This is a genomic window from Gemmatimonadota bacterium, from assembly GCA_009835325.1.
Classification (GTDB): domain Bacteria; phylum JAAXHH01; class JAAXHH01; order JAAXHH01; family JAAXHH01; genus JAAXHH01.
The window spans coordinates 38541-56339 of the sequence record VXWP01000046.1 but is presented as its reverse complement, the minus strand read 5'-3'; the positions used below and the strand labels follow the sequence as shown (position 1 = coordinate 56339).

Annotated in this window: 13 protein-coding genes and 2 tRNA genes; 8 read left to right on the top strand and 7 right to left on the bottom strand. The window is 62.5% G+C overall.

The genetic code is table 11. The annotated features are described in order from the left end of the window. Nucleotides 1-6: 6 nt before the first annotated feature. From F4Z81_05870 to F4Z81_05850, 5 genes are all read right to left on the bottom strand, one after another. The gene (locus F4Z81_05870; protein ID MXW04577.1) at nucleotides 7-1839 is read right to left on the bottom strand and encodes a phospho-sugar mutase; all 1833 of its coding nucleotides are present in this window, start codon (nucleotides 1837-1839) and stop codon (nucleotides 7-9) included. A gap of 46 nt (nucleotides 1840-1885) precedes the next feature. Next, nucleotides 1886-2590 (bottom strand): DNA alkylation repair protein, encoded by a 705-nt coding sequence (locus F4Z81_05865; protein ID MXW04576.1) that lies wholly within the window; start codon nucleotides 2588-2590, stop codon nucleotides 1886-1888. A 12-nt stretch (nucleotides 2591-2602) separates the two neighbouring features. Next, entirely contained in the window at nucleotides 2603-4558 is a 1956-nt protein-coding gene (locus F4Z81_05860) for a hypothetical protein (protein MXW04575.1), read from the bottom strand. Then, the gene (locus F4Z81_05855) at nucleotides 4555-6024 is read right to left on the bottom strand and encodes a carboxypeptidase M32 (GenBank protein MXW04574.1); all 1470 of its coding nucleotides are present in this window, start codon (nucleotides 6022-6024) and stop codon (nucleotides 4555-4557) included. The genes F4Z81_05860 and F4Z81_05855 overlap by 4 nt, the downstream gene beginning before the upstream one ends. Before the next feature lie 129 nt (nucleotides 6025-6153). Further along, nucleotides 6154-7488: an ATP-grasp domain-containing protein gene (locus F4Z81_05850; protein MXW04573.1), complete on the bottom strand. Its 1335-nt coding sequence runs from the start codon at nucleotides 7486-7488 to the stop codon at nucleotides 6154-6156. Between the two features lie 239 nt (nucleotides 7489-7727). On the opposite strand from F4Z81_05850, the gene F4Z81_05845 reads away from it, so the two are divergent. From F4Z81_05845 to pyrD, 7 genes are all read left to right on the top strand, one after another. Beyond that, nucleotides 7728-8000, top strand: a complete 273-nt coding sequence (locus F4Z81_05845; protein MXW04572.1) for an HU family DNA-binding protein — start codon at nucleotides 7728-7730, stop codon at nucleotides 7998-8000. Nucleotides 8001-8203: 203 nt separating this feature from the next. Continuing rightward, nucleotides 8204-8863, top strand: coding sequence for a hypothetical protein (locus F4Z81_05840; GenBank protein ID MXW04571.1), 660 nt, complete (start codon nucleotides 8204-8206; stop codon nucleotides 8861-8863). 11 nt (nucleotides 8864-8874) lie between these two features. Next, nucleotides 8875-10242: a hypothetical protein gene (locus F4Z81_05835; GenBank protein ID MXW04570.1), complete on the top strand. Its 1368-nt coding sequence runs from the start codon at nucleotides 8875-8877 to the stop codon at nucleotides 10240-10242. Between the two features lie 191 nt (nucleotides 10243-10433). After that, a tRNA-Leu gene (locus F4Z81_05830) sits at nucleotides 10434-10520 on the top strand. Nucleotides 10521-10558: 38 nt separating this feature from the next. Further along, nucleotides 10559-10632: transfer RNA gene (locus F4Z81_05825), tRNA-Val, on the top strand. A gap of 110 nt (nucleotides 10633-10742) precedes the next feature. Continuing rightward, entirely contained in the window at nucleotides 10743-11792 is a 1050-nt protein-coding gene (locus F4Z81_05820) for a mandelate racemase/muconate lactonizing enzyme family protein (GenBank protein ID MXW04569.1), read from the top strand. A gap of 404 nt (nucleotides 11793-12196) precedes the next feature. After that, nucleotides 12197-13369, top strand: a complete 1173-nt coding sequence (pyrD, locus tag F4Z81_05815) for a dihydroorotate dehydrogenase (quinone) (GenBank protein MXW04568.1) — start codon at nucleotides 12197-12199, stop codon at nucleotides 13367-13369. Here pyrD and F4Z81_05810 read toward each other — a convergent pair. Together F4Z81_05810 and F4Z81_05805 are read right to left on the bottom strand one after the other, a co-directional pair. Next, a complete protein-coding gene (locus F4Z81_05810) occupies nucleotides 13366-14526 on the bottom strand; it encodes a Gfo/Idh/MocA family oxidoreductase (protein ID MXW04567.1) in 1161 nt (386 codons plus the stop codon). The genes pyrD and F4Z81_05810 overlap by 4 nt on opposite strands. Nucleotides 14527-14581: 55 nt before the next feature. Continuing rightward, nucleotides 14582-15454 (bottom strand): phytanoyl-CoA dioxygenase family protein, encoded by an 873-nt coding sequence (locus tag F4Z81_05805; protein MXW04566.1) that lies wholly within the window; start codon nucleotides 15452-15454, stop codon nucleotides 14582-14584. Nucleotides 15455-15823: 369 nt separating this feature from the next. Between F4Z81_05805 and htpG the strand changes: the two genes are divergently transcribed. Further along, nucleotides 15824-17764 (top strand): molecular chaperone HtpG, encoded by a 1941-nt coding sequence (gene htpG, locus F4Z81_05800; protein ID MXW04565.1) that lies wholly within the window; start codon nucleotides 15824-15826, stop codon nucleotides 17762-17764. Nucleotides 17765-17799: the final 35 nt, after the last annotated feature.

Here is a 17799-nt window from a genome sequence, read left to right as displayed (position 1 = left end):
GGACTGTTATACGCCTTCGCACCATTCGATTATTGCGTCGAGCACGGACTCCGCCAGGCTGTCGATCAATCCCCGGGTACCGTCCATGTCGACCGATGACGCGGAAACATAATACTTGATCGTGGGCTCGGTACCCGATGGGCGCACGATCACCCGTGTGTGGCCGGCTTCCGAGAAGGTGAAGACCAGGATATTCACCCGTTCGCCTGCGACGGGGCCGGTCGTACCCGTACGCAGGTCACGCGACTGGCCGCTCAGACGGTCGATCACGCGGCATACGGCCCGTCCGCCTATCTGTCGAGGCGGTTTAGCGCGCAGGGCGGCCATGAGGTCTACGATCCTCCGCGTGCCTTCCGTGCCTGGAAGGGCGACCGACCGCTGAACTTCCCTGAAATACCCGTACCGACGGTGGATGTCGTCCAGTTCGTCGCGCAGGGTCCGGTTTTCTCGCTTCGCCCGGGCGGCGTACTCGGCAAGAAGGATGCCGGTGGCAGCCTCTTTGTCCCGGAGCCGCGCGTCCGCCAGGTAACCGTGGCTTTCCTCCGTGCCGAACACGAAAGTCATGTCCGCCGGCATTCGATCGATGGCCGCGCCGACGTGCTTGAAACCGACGGGAAGGTCGTCCACGACTTCCAGGCCGCAGGACCGGGCGATGATCGCGGCCAGGTCGGAGGTCACCGCCGTCTTGCAGAAGAGCCCCCTCGGGGGCAGTGTACCCGCCGCCTGTTTCCTGCTGAGCACATAGTGGCAGAGTAGGACGCCGATCTGGTGGCCGTTCAGTACGAGATCCTCTTCCGCCGCCTCCCAACCCCGGTCAGGCAACGGAAGCGCGCAGCCGACTCGGTCGGCGTCAGGGTCGCTGGCCAGCACGAGGTCGGCGCCGTTTTCAGCGGCCTTTCGAATGCCCAGTTTGAAGGCCGACGGTTTCTCCGGATTCGCGATACCGCCTTCTAGCGTGGGGAACGCGCCATCCGGCACGACCTGCTCGTCTACGTAGTGCACGTCCTGGTAGCCCAGTTCTTCCAGTGCAGCGGCGACCGAGGTCATGCCCACGCCGTGCAGTGGTGTATACACTACTTGCACGTCCCGCGCATCGTCCAGCGACAGGTCCGAAAGCACGGCGCCATACCGGGCGTCCACCTGCGGATCGACGGTCCGGATCAGGCCCCGCTCGATTCCCTCGTCGAACGGTATGCGCCGAATCTCCTCTGCGCGGCGCATCTCCCCGGTAATTCCCTCGTCGTGCGGCGCCACCACCTGGCCGCCGTCGGGACCGTATACTTTGAAACCGTTGTCTACTGGCGGATTGTGACTGGCGCTGATCACTACTCCGGCCGCGGCCTGCTGATCTCGGACGGCAAAAGACAGGGCGGGAGTCGAGCGATAGCCATCGAAGATCAGCACCGGTACGCCGTTGGCGGCAAGCACGCGGGCCGTTTCCTTCGCGAATGTCTCCGAGTTGTGCCGGGTGTCCCACGCCACGACGACGCCTGCGCCGGTCCGACCGCCGAGGCTTCGGGTATACCAGCCTTTCGGCCCGTCCTCGCGGAGGAGATACCGCGCCAGGCCCTGTGCCGCTCCGCCCACGGTAAGGGTATTGAACCGGTTCGGACCCGGACCCATGCGGCCACGCATGCCGCCCGTTCCGAAGGCGATGGACGTGCCAAAAGCGTCTTCCAGTTCGCCGGTGTTCCCGGTATCGACCAGGGCCCGAATCTCGCCGGCGAAGGCGTCGCAGGCCGGGTCGTCCAGCCACTGCACGATAGCCTCGCCCGCCGTCCGGGAAAGGGTGCCGTCGCCGATCCACGCGTTGATTTTCTGAACGGCCTGCGCATTCATTCGTGGACTCCACCGGGGCAACCCTACGGGACCGGGGTATGCAAGTCTACACCTCGCCCCGCAGGTATCGGCCTCTTTCCGCTGCAGGGAACCGCTCTATCGCGTAGCGCAGCATCGTGCGGGGCATGCGCCGGTAACGGGTCTTCAGAAACTTCCGCTCAACGGGCAGATCCCGATTTCCGATCTCTCTGAGCATCCAGCCCACGGCTTTGTGGATCAGATCTTCCCCGTCGTTCAACAGGCGCCCCGAAAGTCTCAGCGCGTCGGCATAATCGTGCCGCCTGATGAAATGCAGACAGGCCATGATGGCCATTCTGCGTTCCCACATCGATTCCGATTCCGCCAGCACGTAGAGCGGTTTCCTGTCCCGCCCGTCCAGGTACCCGCCCAGAATGGGATGGGCGGAGCAGTCGACGAGATCCCAGTTGTTTATGAAGGCCGTATGATCGAGATACGCTTCGTAGATCGTCCTTCTCTCCGGCTCATCGCCCTTGTTGAATCTCATGACCAGCGACAGCAGCGAAAACATGCGTACTTCATGATAGGGAGATACGAGCAGGCGCAGGGTCTCGGCCATGGAAAGACCGCGGTATCTGCGCACCTGGGCACGTATCACGGGAATCCTGATCCCGAGAAAACGGTCTCCTTCTCCGTACTCTCCCGGCCCGGTCTTGAAGAACCGCTGCGAATGGGCGGCGATCGCGGGATCGCCCAGTGCCTCGAGGACGCTGTGTATTTCTAGCGAATTCACGCGGTACTCCGGCTAGAAGAACTGCAGTTCGTGTATGGTCCCACGAAAGTACCAATAATCCACCAGCACCGCAATGGCGGCGCCGAGGACGTAGCCGACGATGATGCCGATCATCAGGGGCTGAACGGCGTGGTAGAGACGCACGCCACCAATCCTGATCAGGATCGTCTTCAACAGCCAGGAGAGAAAAACGGGGAAGAAGGCATGCCGGGCGGGTCCGCCGGCGGCCACCACGAAACCGATGGGCGATATGGGCCACCAGCTGAAGTAGTACCGGGCCAAGGTCATCCCCGTGACCATCAGCATGCCGGCGGCCAGGAAGAACACTTCCGCCCCCGAAATCGTGGTACTGTTCTTCATCCACGTGACGATCAGGTCGTAGAAACCGGGGTCGCCCGCGACGTTGGCGTAGTAATTCGCCGCGCCGCCCATCCTGTATCCCGTATAGGCCGAGTAGCCGATGGCCGTAACCGCGCTGACGGCGAAGGCGACGGCGGACCAGAAGAAGAGCACGCGTCCCGACATGCCCAGGATGGACTGCAGCCGCGCGACATGCGAGGGGGTGATCATCGTGAAGGTCTTCCAGTTGCGGGCGAAGGCGCTTCCCAGGCCGAGACCCGTCAGGTTCTGCGGGGAAAGGGAGGCGGAACCCAGCATGGCGACGGTGAACTGGTGGGCGTTGATGGGCAGGTCCAGGAAGACCAGGCCTGATTCCGCCATGACCCGGCACAACGCGAAGTAAAAGAGGAACAGCAGGGTGAGGAACACCACGATCACCGGGAAGGACATGCCCGCCGCGTGCAGCCACCAGATAATGTATGCCAGGCCGCAGGCGCCTGAAATCAGGGCGGCGCGGTAGGAGAAGAACTCGTCGTCGTCCCGCAGGTTCGTGTCCTTCCCCATAACGTGCCGCCAGACCATGGCCAGGTGCCTTCGGGCGATCCAGAATCCCCATAGCGCGAAGGCGATCATGCCGCCGATGAACTGGACCGCGACCAGGCCGCCGGGGACGGCGGTACCCGAGTCGCCGGTGATCCCGACACGGGCCAGGATGCCCTGTTCCAGCGTATTGACGATCTGGAAGAACCAGACGCTGAACAGGATATCCATGTTGATGAAATAGGAGAAGGCAAAGGTGATGACGTTCATACGTATCGGGTGTGCGGGAAAGGACCGGCCGAGTTCGACGTTGAGCGCGACATTGGCGTCGATGGGAAAGGAAAACCACTGAGTCCAGTACGCCGCGGTATTCCAGAGCATGATGGAGAAGGTAGCCACGGCGCCGATGAGGAACAGGCGGTGCCGCATGATCGTCGGCACGGCAAAGTGCTCTTCGTCAGTGGTCTCTGTCATCACGACCGCCGTCTGCACGAGGGGATAGGAAAGACGCTCGTGCTCCACCCACTGCTTGCGCATCAGGATGACGAAACATATACCGACGGCCAGGAGTCCGCCGAAAAACGACAGCCACCAGAACGAGGGGATGATCCAGGCCGCCCAGGGGATCGGGGAGTTTTCGGGCAGTCCCCAGTAGTAGTCGCTGTTCGCGTTCTGTTCGTTGGTGACGACCAGCCAGTCCGGGAGATAGGGAAAGAACAACTCGCGCCACTGGTTCTCGGGGGAGGCGTAGTATTCTGCCGACGCCATGATGCTGACTACGTAGTTGGACATCCCCCAGGTCGGCACCATGAAACCGACCCAGCCCAGGATGAAGACGAAAAGCAGTTCCCGCGACCGCAGGCCCCAGGCGGGACGGTATGCCTTAAGCAGTATGTTGGGTCCCATAACGCCCAGGAGAAACGGGATCAGCAGGGCGAGATCAATATGGGCGAAGGTGAGGTGGGTGTATCCGAGGAGGTAATGGCTCGTCAGCGAGAAGATATTGACGACCACGGCAAGCGCCAGGCCCAGGGCCACGGCCCGCGGTGTCGCTACTTGCTGAAAGGAAGGGGCGCCTGTAACGTTCATAGGCGGTACAGGGAACGGTATTTGCCATCTACGTAGGCCAGGAAGCAGTCTGCGGTGAGCGGCTCGCCGGTGACGTGCCGCACGAGGTCACCCGCGCGGTGGGTCATGCCGGGCCGGTGGATGTGATCCCTGAGCCAGTCCCGCAGCGGCAGCAGTTCCCCGCGGGCGATCCGGTCCGACAGGCCGGGCAGGTCCCGCTCGGCGGCGCGGTAGAACTGCGCGGCGTACAGATTGCCCAGGGTGTAGGTGGGGAAATAGCCGAAACTCCCGTGCGACCAGTGGATGTCCTGCAGCACGCCGTCCCTGTCGTCCGGCGGCTCAATGCCGAGAAGGAACTTCATCTTCTCTTTCCAGACCGCGGAGAGATCGCCTGCCGTGAATTCGCCCGTGAACAGGCCGCGCTCTATTTCGAACCGGAGCAGGATGTGCAGGTTGTAGGTGATCTCATCCGCTTCGACCCGGATGAGCGAGGGCTTCACCTCGTTAACCGCAGCGTAGACCTCCTCTTCGGTCACGTCCGCGGCCTGGTCCGGGAACACGGCGGCGAATTCGGGGTAGAAGTAACGCCAGAAGGCCCTGCTCCGGCCAACCATGTTCTCCCACAGGCGCGACTGGGATTCGTGGATGCCCAGGGACACGGACGCGCCCCGGGGCGTGCCTTCGTGGACCGGGTCATGGCCCTGCTCGTAGAGGCCGTGTCCCGCCTCGTGGATGACGCCGTAGAAGGACTGCATGGGCAGGGTCTCGGAGTACCGGGTCGTCAGGCGGACGTCCTGCACGCCCATGTGTGTGCAGAAGGGATGGGGGGAGATGTCCAGGCGGCCGGCCTCGAAGTCGAAGCCCATGCGCTCGGCGGCCGTGACGCCCATGCGCCGCTGGTCGTCGATAGGGTAATTCCGCTCCAGGAAATCGGTGCGGGGCTTTACTTCCGAGGACGCGATGCGCTGCACCAGGTCCACGAGGGGGCCGCGAATCGAGTCGAAGACCGCCGCGGTATCTTTCGTGGTGGCATAGGGTTCGTACTCATCGAGCAACGCGTCGTAGGGTTCGTCCTCGTAGCCGACGGCCTCGGCGACCTGTCGCTGGAGGGTGACCAGCTTGTCTATCCACGGGGCAAAGGCCGGGAAATCATCTTCCTGCCGGGCCTTGATCCACACACCGATGGCCGCCGAACTCGTTTCCGCGATGGATTTGACCAGGTCGACGGGGATTTTGACGGCCCGGTCGCTGGAACGGGCGATCTCGCGAATGTTGACCTCCTCGTCGGCCGCCAGCGATTCCGACCGCGCGGAATCCAGTCCCGCTCTCATTTCATCGGATGTGATCCGTTCGTGGGCCATTCCGGAGAGGGTGGCGAGTTGCCGTCCCCGGCTGGCCGCGCCCTTGGGCGGCATGTAGGTTTCCTGGTCCCACCCCATCAGGGCCAGGGCGCCGTACAGGTCGCTGATCTCCCGGTATATGTTCATCACCCGTTCGTAATGCTTTGGCACGGTTGCATCTCCCTTTTTGATTGCCTCTCTGCCGATGCTCTGCCTGTACGCGACCTTCGTGGGCGGCACGGATCCCCGCCGCGCGTCAGGCCGTATCGATCCCTGCTACGTAGCCAGGACCGTCTTGACGCGCATTTGAAGCCGGCCATGAGCCTTACGGAGGACCTGCTCGACCTGGCCTGGTTCATCCCCTTTGGCAAATATGAAACCGGGGTAGCCGGCCCCTTCCGGCAATGGGGTCAGCATGTCGCCTTCCTTCGCAGTGACGACCACGTCCTCCACGCCCGGGGTCTTCTTCGCCTCCTCGACGCCGTCGTATCCCTGGAACAATCCGCCTTCCGGCACCGGCAGCATCATCACGCCCGCGGCCCCCGGCTTGTTGCCCGCGTCGACCTGCCGGTCGAGACCATCCGTCCCGCGATCCGCTCCGCTGCGGCCCTGCGCCTTGCGGCCGACGCCGTCCACGTCCTGCCCCAGGGCGTGGCGCAGGATGAGTTCCTCCAGGGACACCCCCAGTCCGTATTCCAGGACGCGCGAGCAGAGGCCGCCGATGGACCGGCCCGCGATCTCGATGATCCGGGCCTCGCCGTGGTGGACCCGCAATTCGGCATGGACCGGTCCCTCCGTGAGTCCCACGGCCGTGGAAGCCTGCTGGACGGTATCGGACACGGCCTCTTGCGTCTCTTTGGGCAAGCGCGAAGGCGTTATGTATATCGTCTCTTCGAAAAAGGGTCCTTCCAGGGGATCGGGCTTGTCGAAAAGGGAGAGCACGCGCAGGCGTCCGCCGTTCAACAGCCCCTCCAGGGCAACCTCCTGGCCGGGCATATAGGATTCCACCATGATGCGGCGGGCGTCGGGATCAAGGCTCGGCGGCCGGTCCGAGGCGCTTTCGAGTATGCGGCCGATCCTGCGGAACGCTACGATGAAGCCGTCCGGCGTGTCGGCCCGGATTACGCCCCGGCTGCCCGATAGCAGAATGGGCTTGAGTACACATGGGTAACGCTGTTCGAGTGCGATTTCCTCGACGGGAAGCGACAGGTCGAACCGGGCGAAACAGGGGCACCATACCCCCGCGTCCGAGAGCATTTCACGCATGCGGTACTTGTTGCGCGCGGCGATGGCTGCTTCGGGCGTGTTGTGCGGAAGGCCGAGGACCTTACACGCCCTGGCGGCGATTTCGGTGGTATAGTCGTCGACGGGCACGATGGCATCGAGGGGATGTTCACGGTCGTAGTCCACGATTTCTTTCACGGCCTGCGACACGTACCGGAGCCTGAGCGAAAGCGGGATGTCCCACTCCTTTGCCAGCACCTGGCAAAAGTCCGATCCCACGACGACTTCAAGGTTCATGCGACGGGCCGCTTCCAGAAACGGATCCGCGCGATAGGTCGTCGTCGGCATCAGGAGAAGCAGTCTTTTGGACGGATTTTCTGCTGGCATGATTAGATTGAAAAATAGAAGTTTCGTGGATCGAAATCAATGAAATCGCCCGTCCTGTCGCAGTACCATACACAGGTATAGCGAAAAAAAACTTGCTTACGAAATAGCGTACGAAATATATTGCACGTACATTTCACGTAATTCACCCGCAAGCACAGGACCTTTTTAACGGTCTGTCGCGGGAATTCTCGCACTCTATCGGGTGCATTACTCCCATTATTTCATCTGGAGGGTAATCAATGAATCGCACAGAATTGGCCGGTAAGGTTGCTGATGCTACTGGGTTGTCCAAAGCGCAAGCCGACGCCGCAGTCGCCGCAGCACTCGACGCCATCAAGAGCAGTCTCAGCGACGGCGATTCCGTCACGCTGATCGGCTTCGGCACGTTCAGCGTATCGAACCGCGCTGCTCGCCAGGGGCGAAATCCCGGTACGGGCGAGTCCATTACGATCGCGGCGAGAAACGTGGCCAAGTTTACGGCCGGCAAAGCTTTGAAAGACGCCATAGGCTAAAATCGAATTACAGGGGCCGGTCCGGTCGTATTGTCCGGTCCGGCTCCTTCCGATATATCGACTCACGGATGGATCCGATCTGCGAGACGTCGATTGTCCTGGCGCCTTGAGGTATCCCATCCGTCTTCCTGCTTGAACCGGGAATGCCGAGTCGTACTTTTTTTGACCGTTTACGCACACGTGTGCATATGCGGAGCATCTCCTTGCCGCTCTATGAATTCACGCTCACGGATTTCCTGTTTCCCGCGGATCTTCCGAACAACAAGGCCAATTTCCGCTTCGTCGTCGATCTGCGCTTTATCAACCACCGAAGCCAGTTTGCCACCGAACATGCCGTGATGCCGAGCCTCGACACCTTCTGGGAATGTGATTCCGGGAGGTCGGGCAAGCCGAATTACGTTCGAAGCGCCGGGGAGGAGAATCTCAGGATCGGCGAAGGAACGCCCGACCGGTGCGGCCGGTTCGAAATGGAGGCGATAGACGATTGGTACACGCTGATCCTGCTGGTGCGGGGGAAGCGTATCCATTACATCCAGTTCAAGGTGTTCGACGTGGACCGCAGGGACGCCTGGGACAAGATCAAGGATTTCCTGAGCGGGATCGTCGAAGCCGTTATCGGAAGAATCAAGGGAACGATCCCTGAAAACCTGCCCCTGCACCTGCCCGAATCCCTGGGCGCCGCTGCGGACGACCTTCAATCCTTCCTCCTGAAGAAGATCGCGGGCGGCGATGCGATCCTCTTCAGGGGATCAACCACGCTCGGGGAATTGACCGATGGTGAAAAGGCCCGCATGACTGTCCATGGCCGGGGCACCGGTGGAACCTACCTGATCGGTTTCGACCTCACCCAGCGGGATGGATGACCAGAACCTTCATGATAGTAATCATCAGCGATCTTCACCTTACCGACGGCACGACCGGGCAGACCATCAAGGAAAACGCCTTTCGGATTTTTGCCAGGCGTGTCCGGGACATGGCTATCGCGGCCTCATGGCGCAAGGGAGGCCGGTACCAGCCGATCGAACGAATCGACATCCTCCTTCTCGGAGATATCCTGGACGTCCTCAGGTCCACCGCGTGGCTGGAGAACGACTATGGACCGCGTCCCTGGAGCGATCCCGATGATCTGCCTTACATCGGGAAGCTGAACGACATCACCACCGCTATCCTGGCGCACAACGAACCGTCGCTGACCTGCCTGAGGAACCTGGCCGAACCCGGCGGCCTCCTGCTGCCTCCGCCCGGCGGCGCCAATGGAGACCCACGGCCATCCGCACCCGGCGTGCCGGTCGAGGTCGGCATCCACTACATGGTGGGGAATCACGATTGGTTCTACTGCATCCCAGGCAGATCCTGCCAACTCCTTCGCAGAAAGGTCGCAGCCGCCCTGGGACTCGTAAACGACCCTGAACAGCCCTTCCCCCACGAACTCGAAGAGTCGGCCCGTATTGCCGGGATACTGCGGGAGCACGGCGTCCGGGCGTGCCATGGCGATATCTACGACCCGTTCAACTTCTCCGGTTCGCGGGACCAACCCTCCCTGGGGGACGCGATCGTGATCGAGCTGTTGAATCGATTTCCCTTCGAAGTCCGCAACCGCATGGGCTCGCTGCTTCCCCGGACCTATATCGAAGGCCTGCGCGAACTGGACAATGTCCGCCCGCTGGCCGCCGCCTCCGTCTGGGTCGACGCGCTGCTGCATGAACACGGCGTGTCCCCGATGCAGGCAGGGAAAGTCAAGGATACGTGGAACAGCCTGGTAGACGACTTCCTGGGCCTGGATTTCATACGGGACCGGGGTTCGATGTACAACCCCTTCGAGAGCGTGGACAAGCTGGAGTACGCGCTCCGGTTCACGCGGGACGTTCCGCTGGGCCTGTCCGGTAAGCTGGGCGCGTGGTGGAACCGGGTTACGGGCGATGCAGCGGACTCCTACTTTGCCCACGCCGCCAGGGAGAAAGCGGTGGAGGACCTCGGAGCCCGGTTCGTGGTGTACGGTCACACCCATCATCACGAAATCGTGCCCCTCGACGTCCCGCCAGGGAACGGGAGCCGGGGCGCACAGGTCTACTTCAACGCGGGTACCTGGCGCCGGGTGCACCGCCTCGCCCGGTCCTCCCGTTCAGGCCGGGCCTTCATCGCCTACGACGTCATGACCTACCTGGCCTTCTTCAAGGACGACGAACGAAAGGGCCGGCCCTTCGCGTGCTGGTCCGGGGCACTGGGGGAAGGTCCCGGTTAGTGCCATGGATCTTTGGCCGGCAACTGAATGTGCACGGACGATTCCGGCGTCTCTGTAAGGATGTTTCCGGGTCCTCTGTACGGACGTTTCCAACGCGTCTCCCTTAGCGTGCCGTAGTTCTTTTCCACTTGACTTGCAGGGGCTCGCGCCCTACCATGGTGCAGTTGTGTTGGGAGATCCGGGGACGGTTTGCCGGGGTGGTGGAATTGGTAGACACAGGAGACTTAAAATCTCCCGGACCTCAATAGTCCGTGCCGGTTCGAGTCCGGCCCTCGGCATTCGGGGTCATGAACACACTGGTGAATGCTGATCTGCAGGGCGCTTAGCTCAGATGGTTAGAGTGCCACGTTGACATCGTGGAGGTCAGTGGTTCGATCCCACTAGCGCCCATTCGATTCCGAACCGTTTAGCTGCCCGGCACGGGTCTCCCCGGCCGGGTTTCTCATGCCCACCCGATCCGCGACCTGTTGCTGTTATCCGCAGCTTGTTGCCATTACCGAATGAAGATCACGGACGTCAAGGCCGTCTACCCGTCACGAGACAAGAAAGGGACGGGCGCCTGGCAGGAATACTACTGGCAGATCGTGGTCCGGGTGGACACGGACACGGGCGTGACCGGGTACGGGTATGGCGGGGGCGGCGAGCCCGGCAGACTGATCGTCAACGGACATCTGCGCGATGCACTCATCGGCCGGTCCATCGGAAGCGTGGAAGATATCCGCCGAGTCTGGGACCACCTTTACTTCAAGTCCCTGCCGTACGGTCGCGGTGGCATCGCGATCATGGCCCTGAGCGGGATCGACCTGGCCCTGTGGGATCTGCTTGGAAAGGCCGAGGGCCGGCCCGTGTACGATCTGATCGGAGGGTTGAAGAAGGAGAGGATCCGTGCCTACGCGACCGGGGGCGATTTGTCCCGGGTTCGCGACCTGGGCTATACCGCGGTGAAGCGATCGCACCAGTGGCGGTCGGAGGCCGACTACGATACGGCCGTGGCCCAGGCGGCCCGTTGCAGGGAGATGTTCGGCCGGGACGCGTTGCTCATGTTCGACTGCTACATGTCCTGGGATACCGAGGTAGCCCAGCGGATGCACGAGATCCTGGACGGATATGCGCCGTACTGGTTCGAGGATCTCGTCACACCGGACCATCTGGCCGAATTGGCGGAACTCCGGCCGCGGCTGGCTCCGGTGCTGCTGGCCGGCGGCGAGCATGATTTCTCACACCATGCCTTCGCCGCCATCGCCCGAGCAGGCGCCCTGGATCTGTGGCAGCCGGATATCACCTGGTGCGGCGGCATTTCAGCGGGACTGCGAATCGTCGACCTGGCGAGATCACACGGCGTGCCCGTATGCCCCCATCGCGGCGGCGAGATATGGGGGCTGCACCTGATCGCGGCCACGGATTGCATGGACCTGGCGGAGACCCATCCGGACCGGTGGAGCGGAGGGGAGGACGCGGTCCTGCTCGACGAGCCCGTGGTGTCGGAAGGCAGCATCGCACCGACCGTCCGTCCCGGATTCGGCGTCACGCCGAGACCGGAGTATGCTTGAACTTCGGGGCAACCTGCATCCGCTCCCGTGGAATCTTTAGGAGGCGATTCGATTTCCTTATCTCGATGAAACTGCGTGACTTGTGGTTTATTCCCCGGCTCGATCGGGGAATTGACGCCGGATCATATCCGGCATGTTGATGCATCGGCATGGACCGCGCCTCGTACTGCAGCACGGCGGCGCAAAAAAAGAAAGGAGGAATTATGATATCTGAACAACGGAGGTGTGACGACTGACCTGATCAGTTGACATTCCTCCAGACGCAAGCCGGGCGTCTCGTATTTCCAGAGGCGCCCGGTTTTTTTGTCCTTGCGCCGCATGGCAGCCGCATATAATCGTGCATAGACCCATCGACAACCGCCGAACGACAGGCCTCGCCGACCCAATGCCGGACCACGCCGCCCATGTCTCTCTACCCCCTCATTCGTCCCCTGCTATTCCGTCTGGACCCGGAGTGGATACATCGTGCAACGCTGGCCGCGGTCGGCAGGGCGGGACGCATTCCACCTGTGCGCGGAATGCTCCGGGGCCTCCTTACCGTGGAGGATCCACGGCTCAGGGTGGAAGCCGGTGGGCTCGCCTTTCCCAATCCCGTCGGCCTGGCCGCCGGGTTCGACAAGAACGGCGTCGCCATAGAAGGACTCGCTTCGGCGGGTTTTGGATTCGTGGAGGTGGGTTCGGTCTCGTTCCATCCTTCGGCGGGCAATCCCGGACGGCCACGGCTGTTCCGTGTACCGGAGGATGAAGCGATCGTGGTCAATTACGGGGTGCCCAACGACGGTGCGGACGCAGTGGCGCAGCGATTTGCTTCCGCCAGGCCACCCCGGTTGCCTGGATCGGCCGGATCGACCCAATCATCCTGCCCGCCTGGCCAGCCCGGTCAACCCCGGCCATCCGTTCCCCTGGGCATCAACCTGGTGGAGACGAATACCGGGAGGCCGGCGGGCACGGAAGAGGTGGTGGAGGAACTGGTCGCGGCGATGCGTCCCTTTTTGGGCCTTGCCGACTACGCGACGCTCAATCTGAACTGCCCGAACACGACATCGGGCCGAAGCCCCTTCGACGATCCGGGCACGCTGGGGAAGCTGCTCGCGGGATACGCCGGTTACGACGCCATGCCGCCTACCTTCCTGAAGGTCGTGCCGACCACTGACCCTGCTACGATCGAGGAGACGCTCGCTGCTGTGGATCCATTCCCCTTCGTTAAGGGCATCGTCTTCGGCCTGCCCACCGGTAAGCCCTATGATAGCCTGAATACCTCGCCACAGCTCCTCGACCGCATGCCCGGGACCCTGTGCGGCCGGCCGACCCGGGCGCTGATCGACGCGTCCATCCAGGCCTGGTATCCCCGGATGGATCGCAGCCGCCACGTGATCGTCGGGACCGGGGGCATTTTCACGGCCGAAGACGTCTACCGGAAGATCCGGTTGGGCGCGACCCTGGTCCAGGTCTACACGGCCCTGGTCTACCACGGTCCGGCCCTGGTGAAACGCATCAACCGGAGCCTGTGCAGCCTGATGGCCAGGGACGGCCTGGACCGGATTACCGATGCCGTGGGCGTGGACAATCCGTCCTAGAACGTGCCTTCCACGCTCAGGGTCGTGCCGCCGGTCTCCTTCTTGCGCACCGTGGACGACCGAACCCGCTCCTGCAGCTTCTCGTAGTAGAGCGCTTCGTCCACCGGGATATCGACCCAGTCGTCCTGCCAGGCGGAAAGCAGCATGGCGTTGGCCAGTTCGACGCCCCGGATGCCTTCGACGCCCGGCGCGATGAGCGGCGTGCCTTCCAGGATCGCGCGCACCCAGTCCTTCGTGATGCCGCGATGCTCTTCGCCCCCGGCCTGGAAGGGGATTTCGCACTTCCAGGTTTCCGGGCTGCCGAAACCGCCCTTCCATTCGCGGTTGAAGACATCCGCCGGCGTGCGATTGCGCCAGAAGGTGATCCGGCCCTCCTCCATGACCACCTTACCGTTGTCGCCCGTGATTTCCATGCGGTTGGTTCCGGGCGACTCGCCCGTGGTCGTGATGAATACGCCCGTGGCGCCGTTCTCGTACTCGGCGTAGGCCGTCACGTCGTCTTCGACCTCGATGTCGTGGTACTTGCCGAAACCGCAGAAGGCCCGAATGCGCACGGGCATGCCGCAGATCCACTGCCAGAGGTCGAGGTTGTGGGGGCACTGGTTGGCGAGCACGCCGCCGCCTTCGCCGGACCACGTGGCGCGCCAGCCGCCCGAGTCGTAGTAGCTCTGCGCTCGGAACCAGTTCGTGATGATGTAGTTCGTCCGGCGCAACTCGCCCAGTTCGCCCGATGACACGAGTTCCTTGAGCTTACGGTGCTCGCCCAGCGTCCGCTGGTTGAACATCAGTCCGAAGACGAGGCCGCTCTTCTCGGCCGCCGCGTTCATTTCCCGCACCTGGCGCGTATATACGCCAGCCGGTTTTTCGCAGAGCACGTGCAGTCCCCGGGCAAAGGCCTTGACCGCCAGCGGCGGATGTTCGTAGTGGGGCGTCGCGATGATTACGGCGTCGATCGCCGCTGACGCCAGCAGTTCATCGGCGCTTCCATAGGTCGAGACGCCGTCGCCGGCGAGCGATTTCGCACGCGCCAGTTGATCCGGATCGACATCGCAGACGGCCGCCAGCTTCGCGCCCGGCACTTCGTTTTCGGTGAGGTATTCGACGTGGAACCCACCCATGTTCCCGAGGCCGATCACACCGATGCGTACGACGTCCATGGTTTACTCCTTCCGGCGGCTTTCGCGTTCGGCGGCTTTCACCCGTCCAGGTTCGCTAACCAGTGAGGGCGGCCGGCTTTCCGTTTCTCATCACGAAGGGGAAATGCTCGCCCGCCTGGTTCATGGGCGCCCCGTCCGGCAGGTCGACGAAGGCCTTCATGACGTGCTGACCGGAAGCGACGAAGCGGGACTCGCCCGTCATGTAATGCATGGCGATGGCCCGCCTGGGTTGATCGGACCGGTTGAAGGGCGATCCGTGCCAGGTCAGCGAGTGGTGGAACGATACCTCGCCGGCCTTCACCGGCCAGGGCCGGGGTGCTACCATTTGCCCCTTTTCCGCGCCATTGCCGCCCGGGGGCGTAAAGCCTTCGATCCGCCCGAAGTCCTCGACCTGCTGCAGGTGGGCCTGCGTACGCAGAAACTCGATCTGGTTGCCCCACCGGTGGCTGCCCGGCGTCATCCACATGCACCCGTTTTCCACCGTCGCATCGTCGAGGGCGACCCATGCGGATACCGGCGTCATAGGCCGTATGATGGGCCACAGCGGCGCATCCTGGTGCCAGCTGGTTACGCCGCCGTAGCCCGCCGGCTTGTACTGGATCTGGTCGTGCCAGACCATCAGTTCGTCCGCCTCCGTGAGCCGGCTGATGGCATCCACAATGAATGGATGGTGGATCAAGCGCTGGTAGGCGCCGGACACTTCCCAGATGTTCACGATCTGCCAGACGCAGCGTTCCGGTTCCCGGTCGCGGACCATGTTGTGGAACAGCACCGGCCTCGGCCCGTCCTCGGGAAAGCCTTCCGGGCCGGTGTCGAGCACACGCTGCAACTCGTCGCGAAGTTCCTGGACACCGGCGTCGTCGAGCACGCGGCCTCCGTTGAGGAAACCGTTCCCGCGGAATTCGGCTATCTGGTCATCAGTCAACATCCCGGCGCCTCCCGTTTCGTCCGCGTACGAAGCACGGGAACAACCCATGTCATCGACGCATTTCGTCTCATTTGTTGAAGTATCTGCGGTATTCATTAACGTGTGTATTCCAGGTTACCAATTTACCCCCCGTCACGAAGCCGCCAAAGCCTTTTTTGGAGGAAGCCCCGTGTTGACTTTACCGGCTTTAGTCCCTATAATACGCATGTTGTCCGGCTCGACGCAGACGAGCGGCCGGCCGGCAGAACGCACCACGTTGCGCGCATAAAAACCAACCAGACCCGTAGTATCCGGGCGTAAATCACCGCCCGGGACGGCATGTCCATCGGGGAGCAACCCGCTCCTCTGCCCAGAAGGAAAGGCCAACCGATGTCCGAAGCACCTACCGCGTCCACCGAAACCATGGAATTCAAGAGCGAGTTGCGGCAGATCCTTCACCTGATCACCCATTCGCTCTATTCCAACAAGGAAATCTTCCTCCGCGAATTGATCAGCAACGCCAGCGACGCGATCAACAAGATCCGCTTCAATTCCATCAACAACAGCGACCTGCTGGACGGCGACACCGAGTGGAAGATCAAGCTCATCGCCGACAAGGAAAAGAACACGCTGACGGTTTCCGACAACGGCACGGGGATGTCCCGCGAAACCATCATCGATCAGTTGGGCACGATCGCGAAGTCCGGCACCGGGGCCTTCCTCGAGACTCTGCAGCAGGCCGACGAAGCCAGTCGTCCCGAATTGATCGGCCAGTTCGGCGTGGGTTTCTACTCGGCGTTCATGGTGGCCGACCGGGTAACGGTGGTCTCCCGCCTGGCGGGCGATCCAAAGGACCAGGGCGTCCGCTGGGTCTCCGCGGGAGAGGGCGAGTTCACCATCAAGTCGGTGGAGAAGGAGGCCCACGGAACCGACGTGACGCTCCATCTCAAGGAGGACGAGAAGGAGTTCCTGGAGGAATGGCGGCTCCGGCAGGTGGTCAAGGAGTTCTCCGATTTCATCGAGTACCCGGTCGTCATGGACGTGGAACGGCACGAACCCGTCGAGGGCGAGGACGACAAGGAGGACGACAAGACGGAGGCGGTGGTCCGGGAAGAGACGCTCAACTCCATGAAGGCGCTCTGGCTGCGTTCGAAGGACGAGATCGAAGAAGACGAATACAACGCCTTCTACCGCCAGATCTCCCACGATTACGGCGATCCGGCCAGGGTGATCCACTACACGGCCGAGGGCTTGACGGAGTTCAAGGTGTTGCTCTTCATCCCGGCCAAGCGGCCCTTCGACATGATGTTCGGCGATCCCAAAGTGGGGCCCAGGCTGTACGTGCAGCGGGTCCAGATCATGGAGAACTGCGAGGAGCTGCTGCCGCCCTACCTGCGATTCATCAAGGGCGTGGTGGACTGCGCGGACCTGCCCCTCAACGTCTCCCGCGAGATCCTTCAGCAGAACCCCATCCTCGACCGCATCCGGAAGAACATCGTCAAGCGGATCTTCACCGTGCTGGAGGAGATGAAGAAGGACGAGTTCGACAAGTACGTGGCGTTCTACCGGGAACTGGGCCTAATCCTCAAGGAGGGGATGGCGCAGGACTTCGAGAACCGGGATACGCTTACATCGCTGGCCGTGTACGAGTCCATGAACACCGAGGCCGGGAAGTACATTTCCATGGATGAATACGTCGACCAGATGCCGCCCGACCAGGAGGAGATCTACTACCTGATCGGCGAGCACCGCGGCATGCTCGAGCGGACGCCGTACCTGGAGGTCTTCCGGGACCGCGGCTGGAACGTCCTCTTCATGACGGACCCCATCGACGAATTCGTCATGTCGTCGGTGGACGAGTACCGCGAGAAGAAGTACAAGGCGGCCGACAAAGGCGACATTGCGGCGGACGAAACCGACAAGGCCAGGGCGGAGGACGACGAGAAGACCTTCCAGGCCCTGATCGAGGCCCTGAAGGGCAAGATTCCGGAGGTACAGGATATCCGGCTGTCCACGCGCCTCAAGGACAGCGCCTCCTGCCTGGTGGCCGACGAGGGCGCCATGAGCGCCCACATGGAACGGCTGATGCAGCGCATGGGCGAGGGCGGCGGTCAGAGCTCCAAGCGCATCCTGGAACTCAACGCGGGACATCCCGTGGTCCAGGGCCTGCAGAAGCTCCACGACAGCGACGGCGAAGATGCGCGCGTCGAATCCATCGGCCGCCTGTTGTACGAGCAGGCCGTGGTGGCCGAGGGTTCCAAGCTCGACGATCCCGTGGGCTTCGCGAGCCGGATTAACGACCTCCTGGTCAAGGAACTGATCCGGATCTAGCGCGCAGTATTTCCGGAAGTCCGGCGCTTCCATCA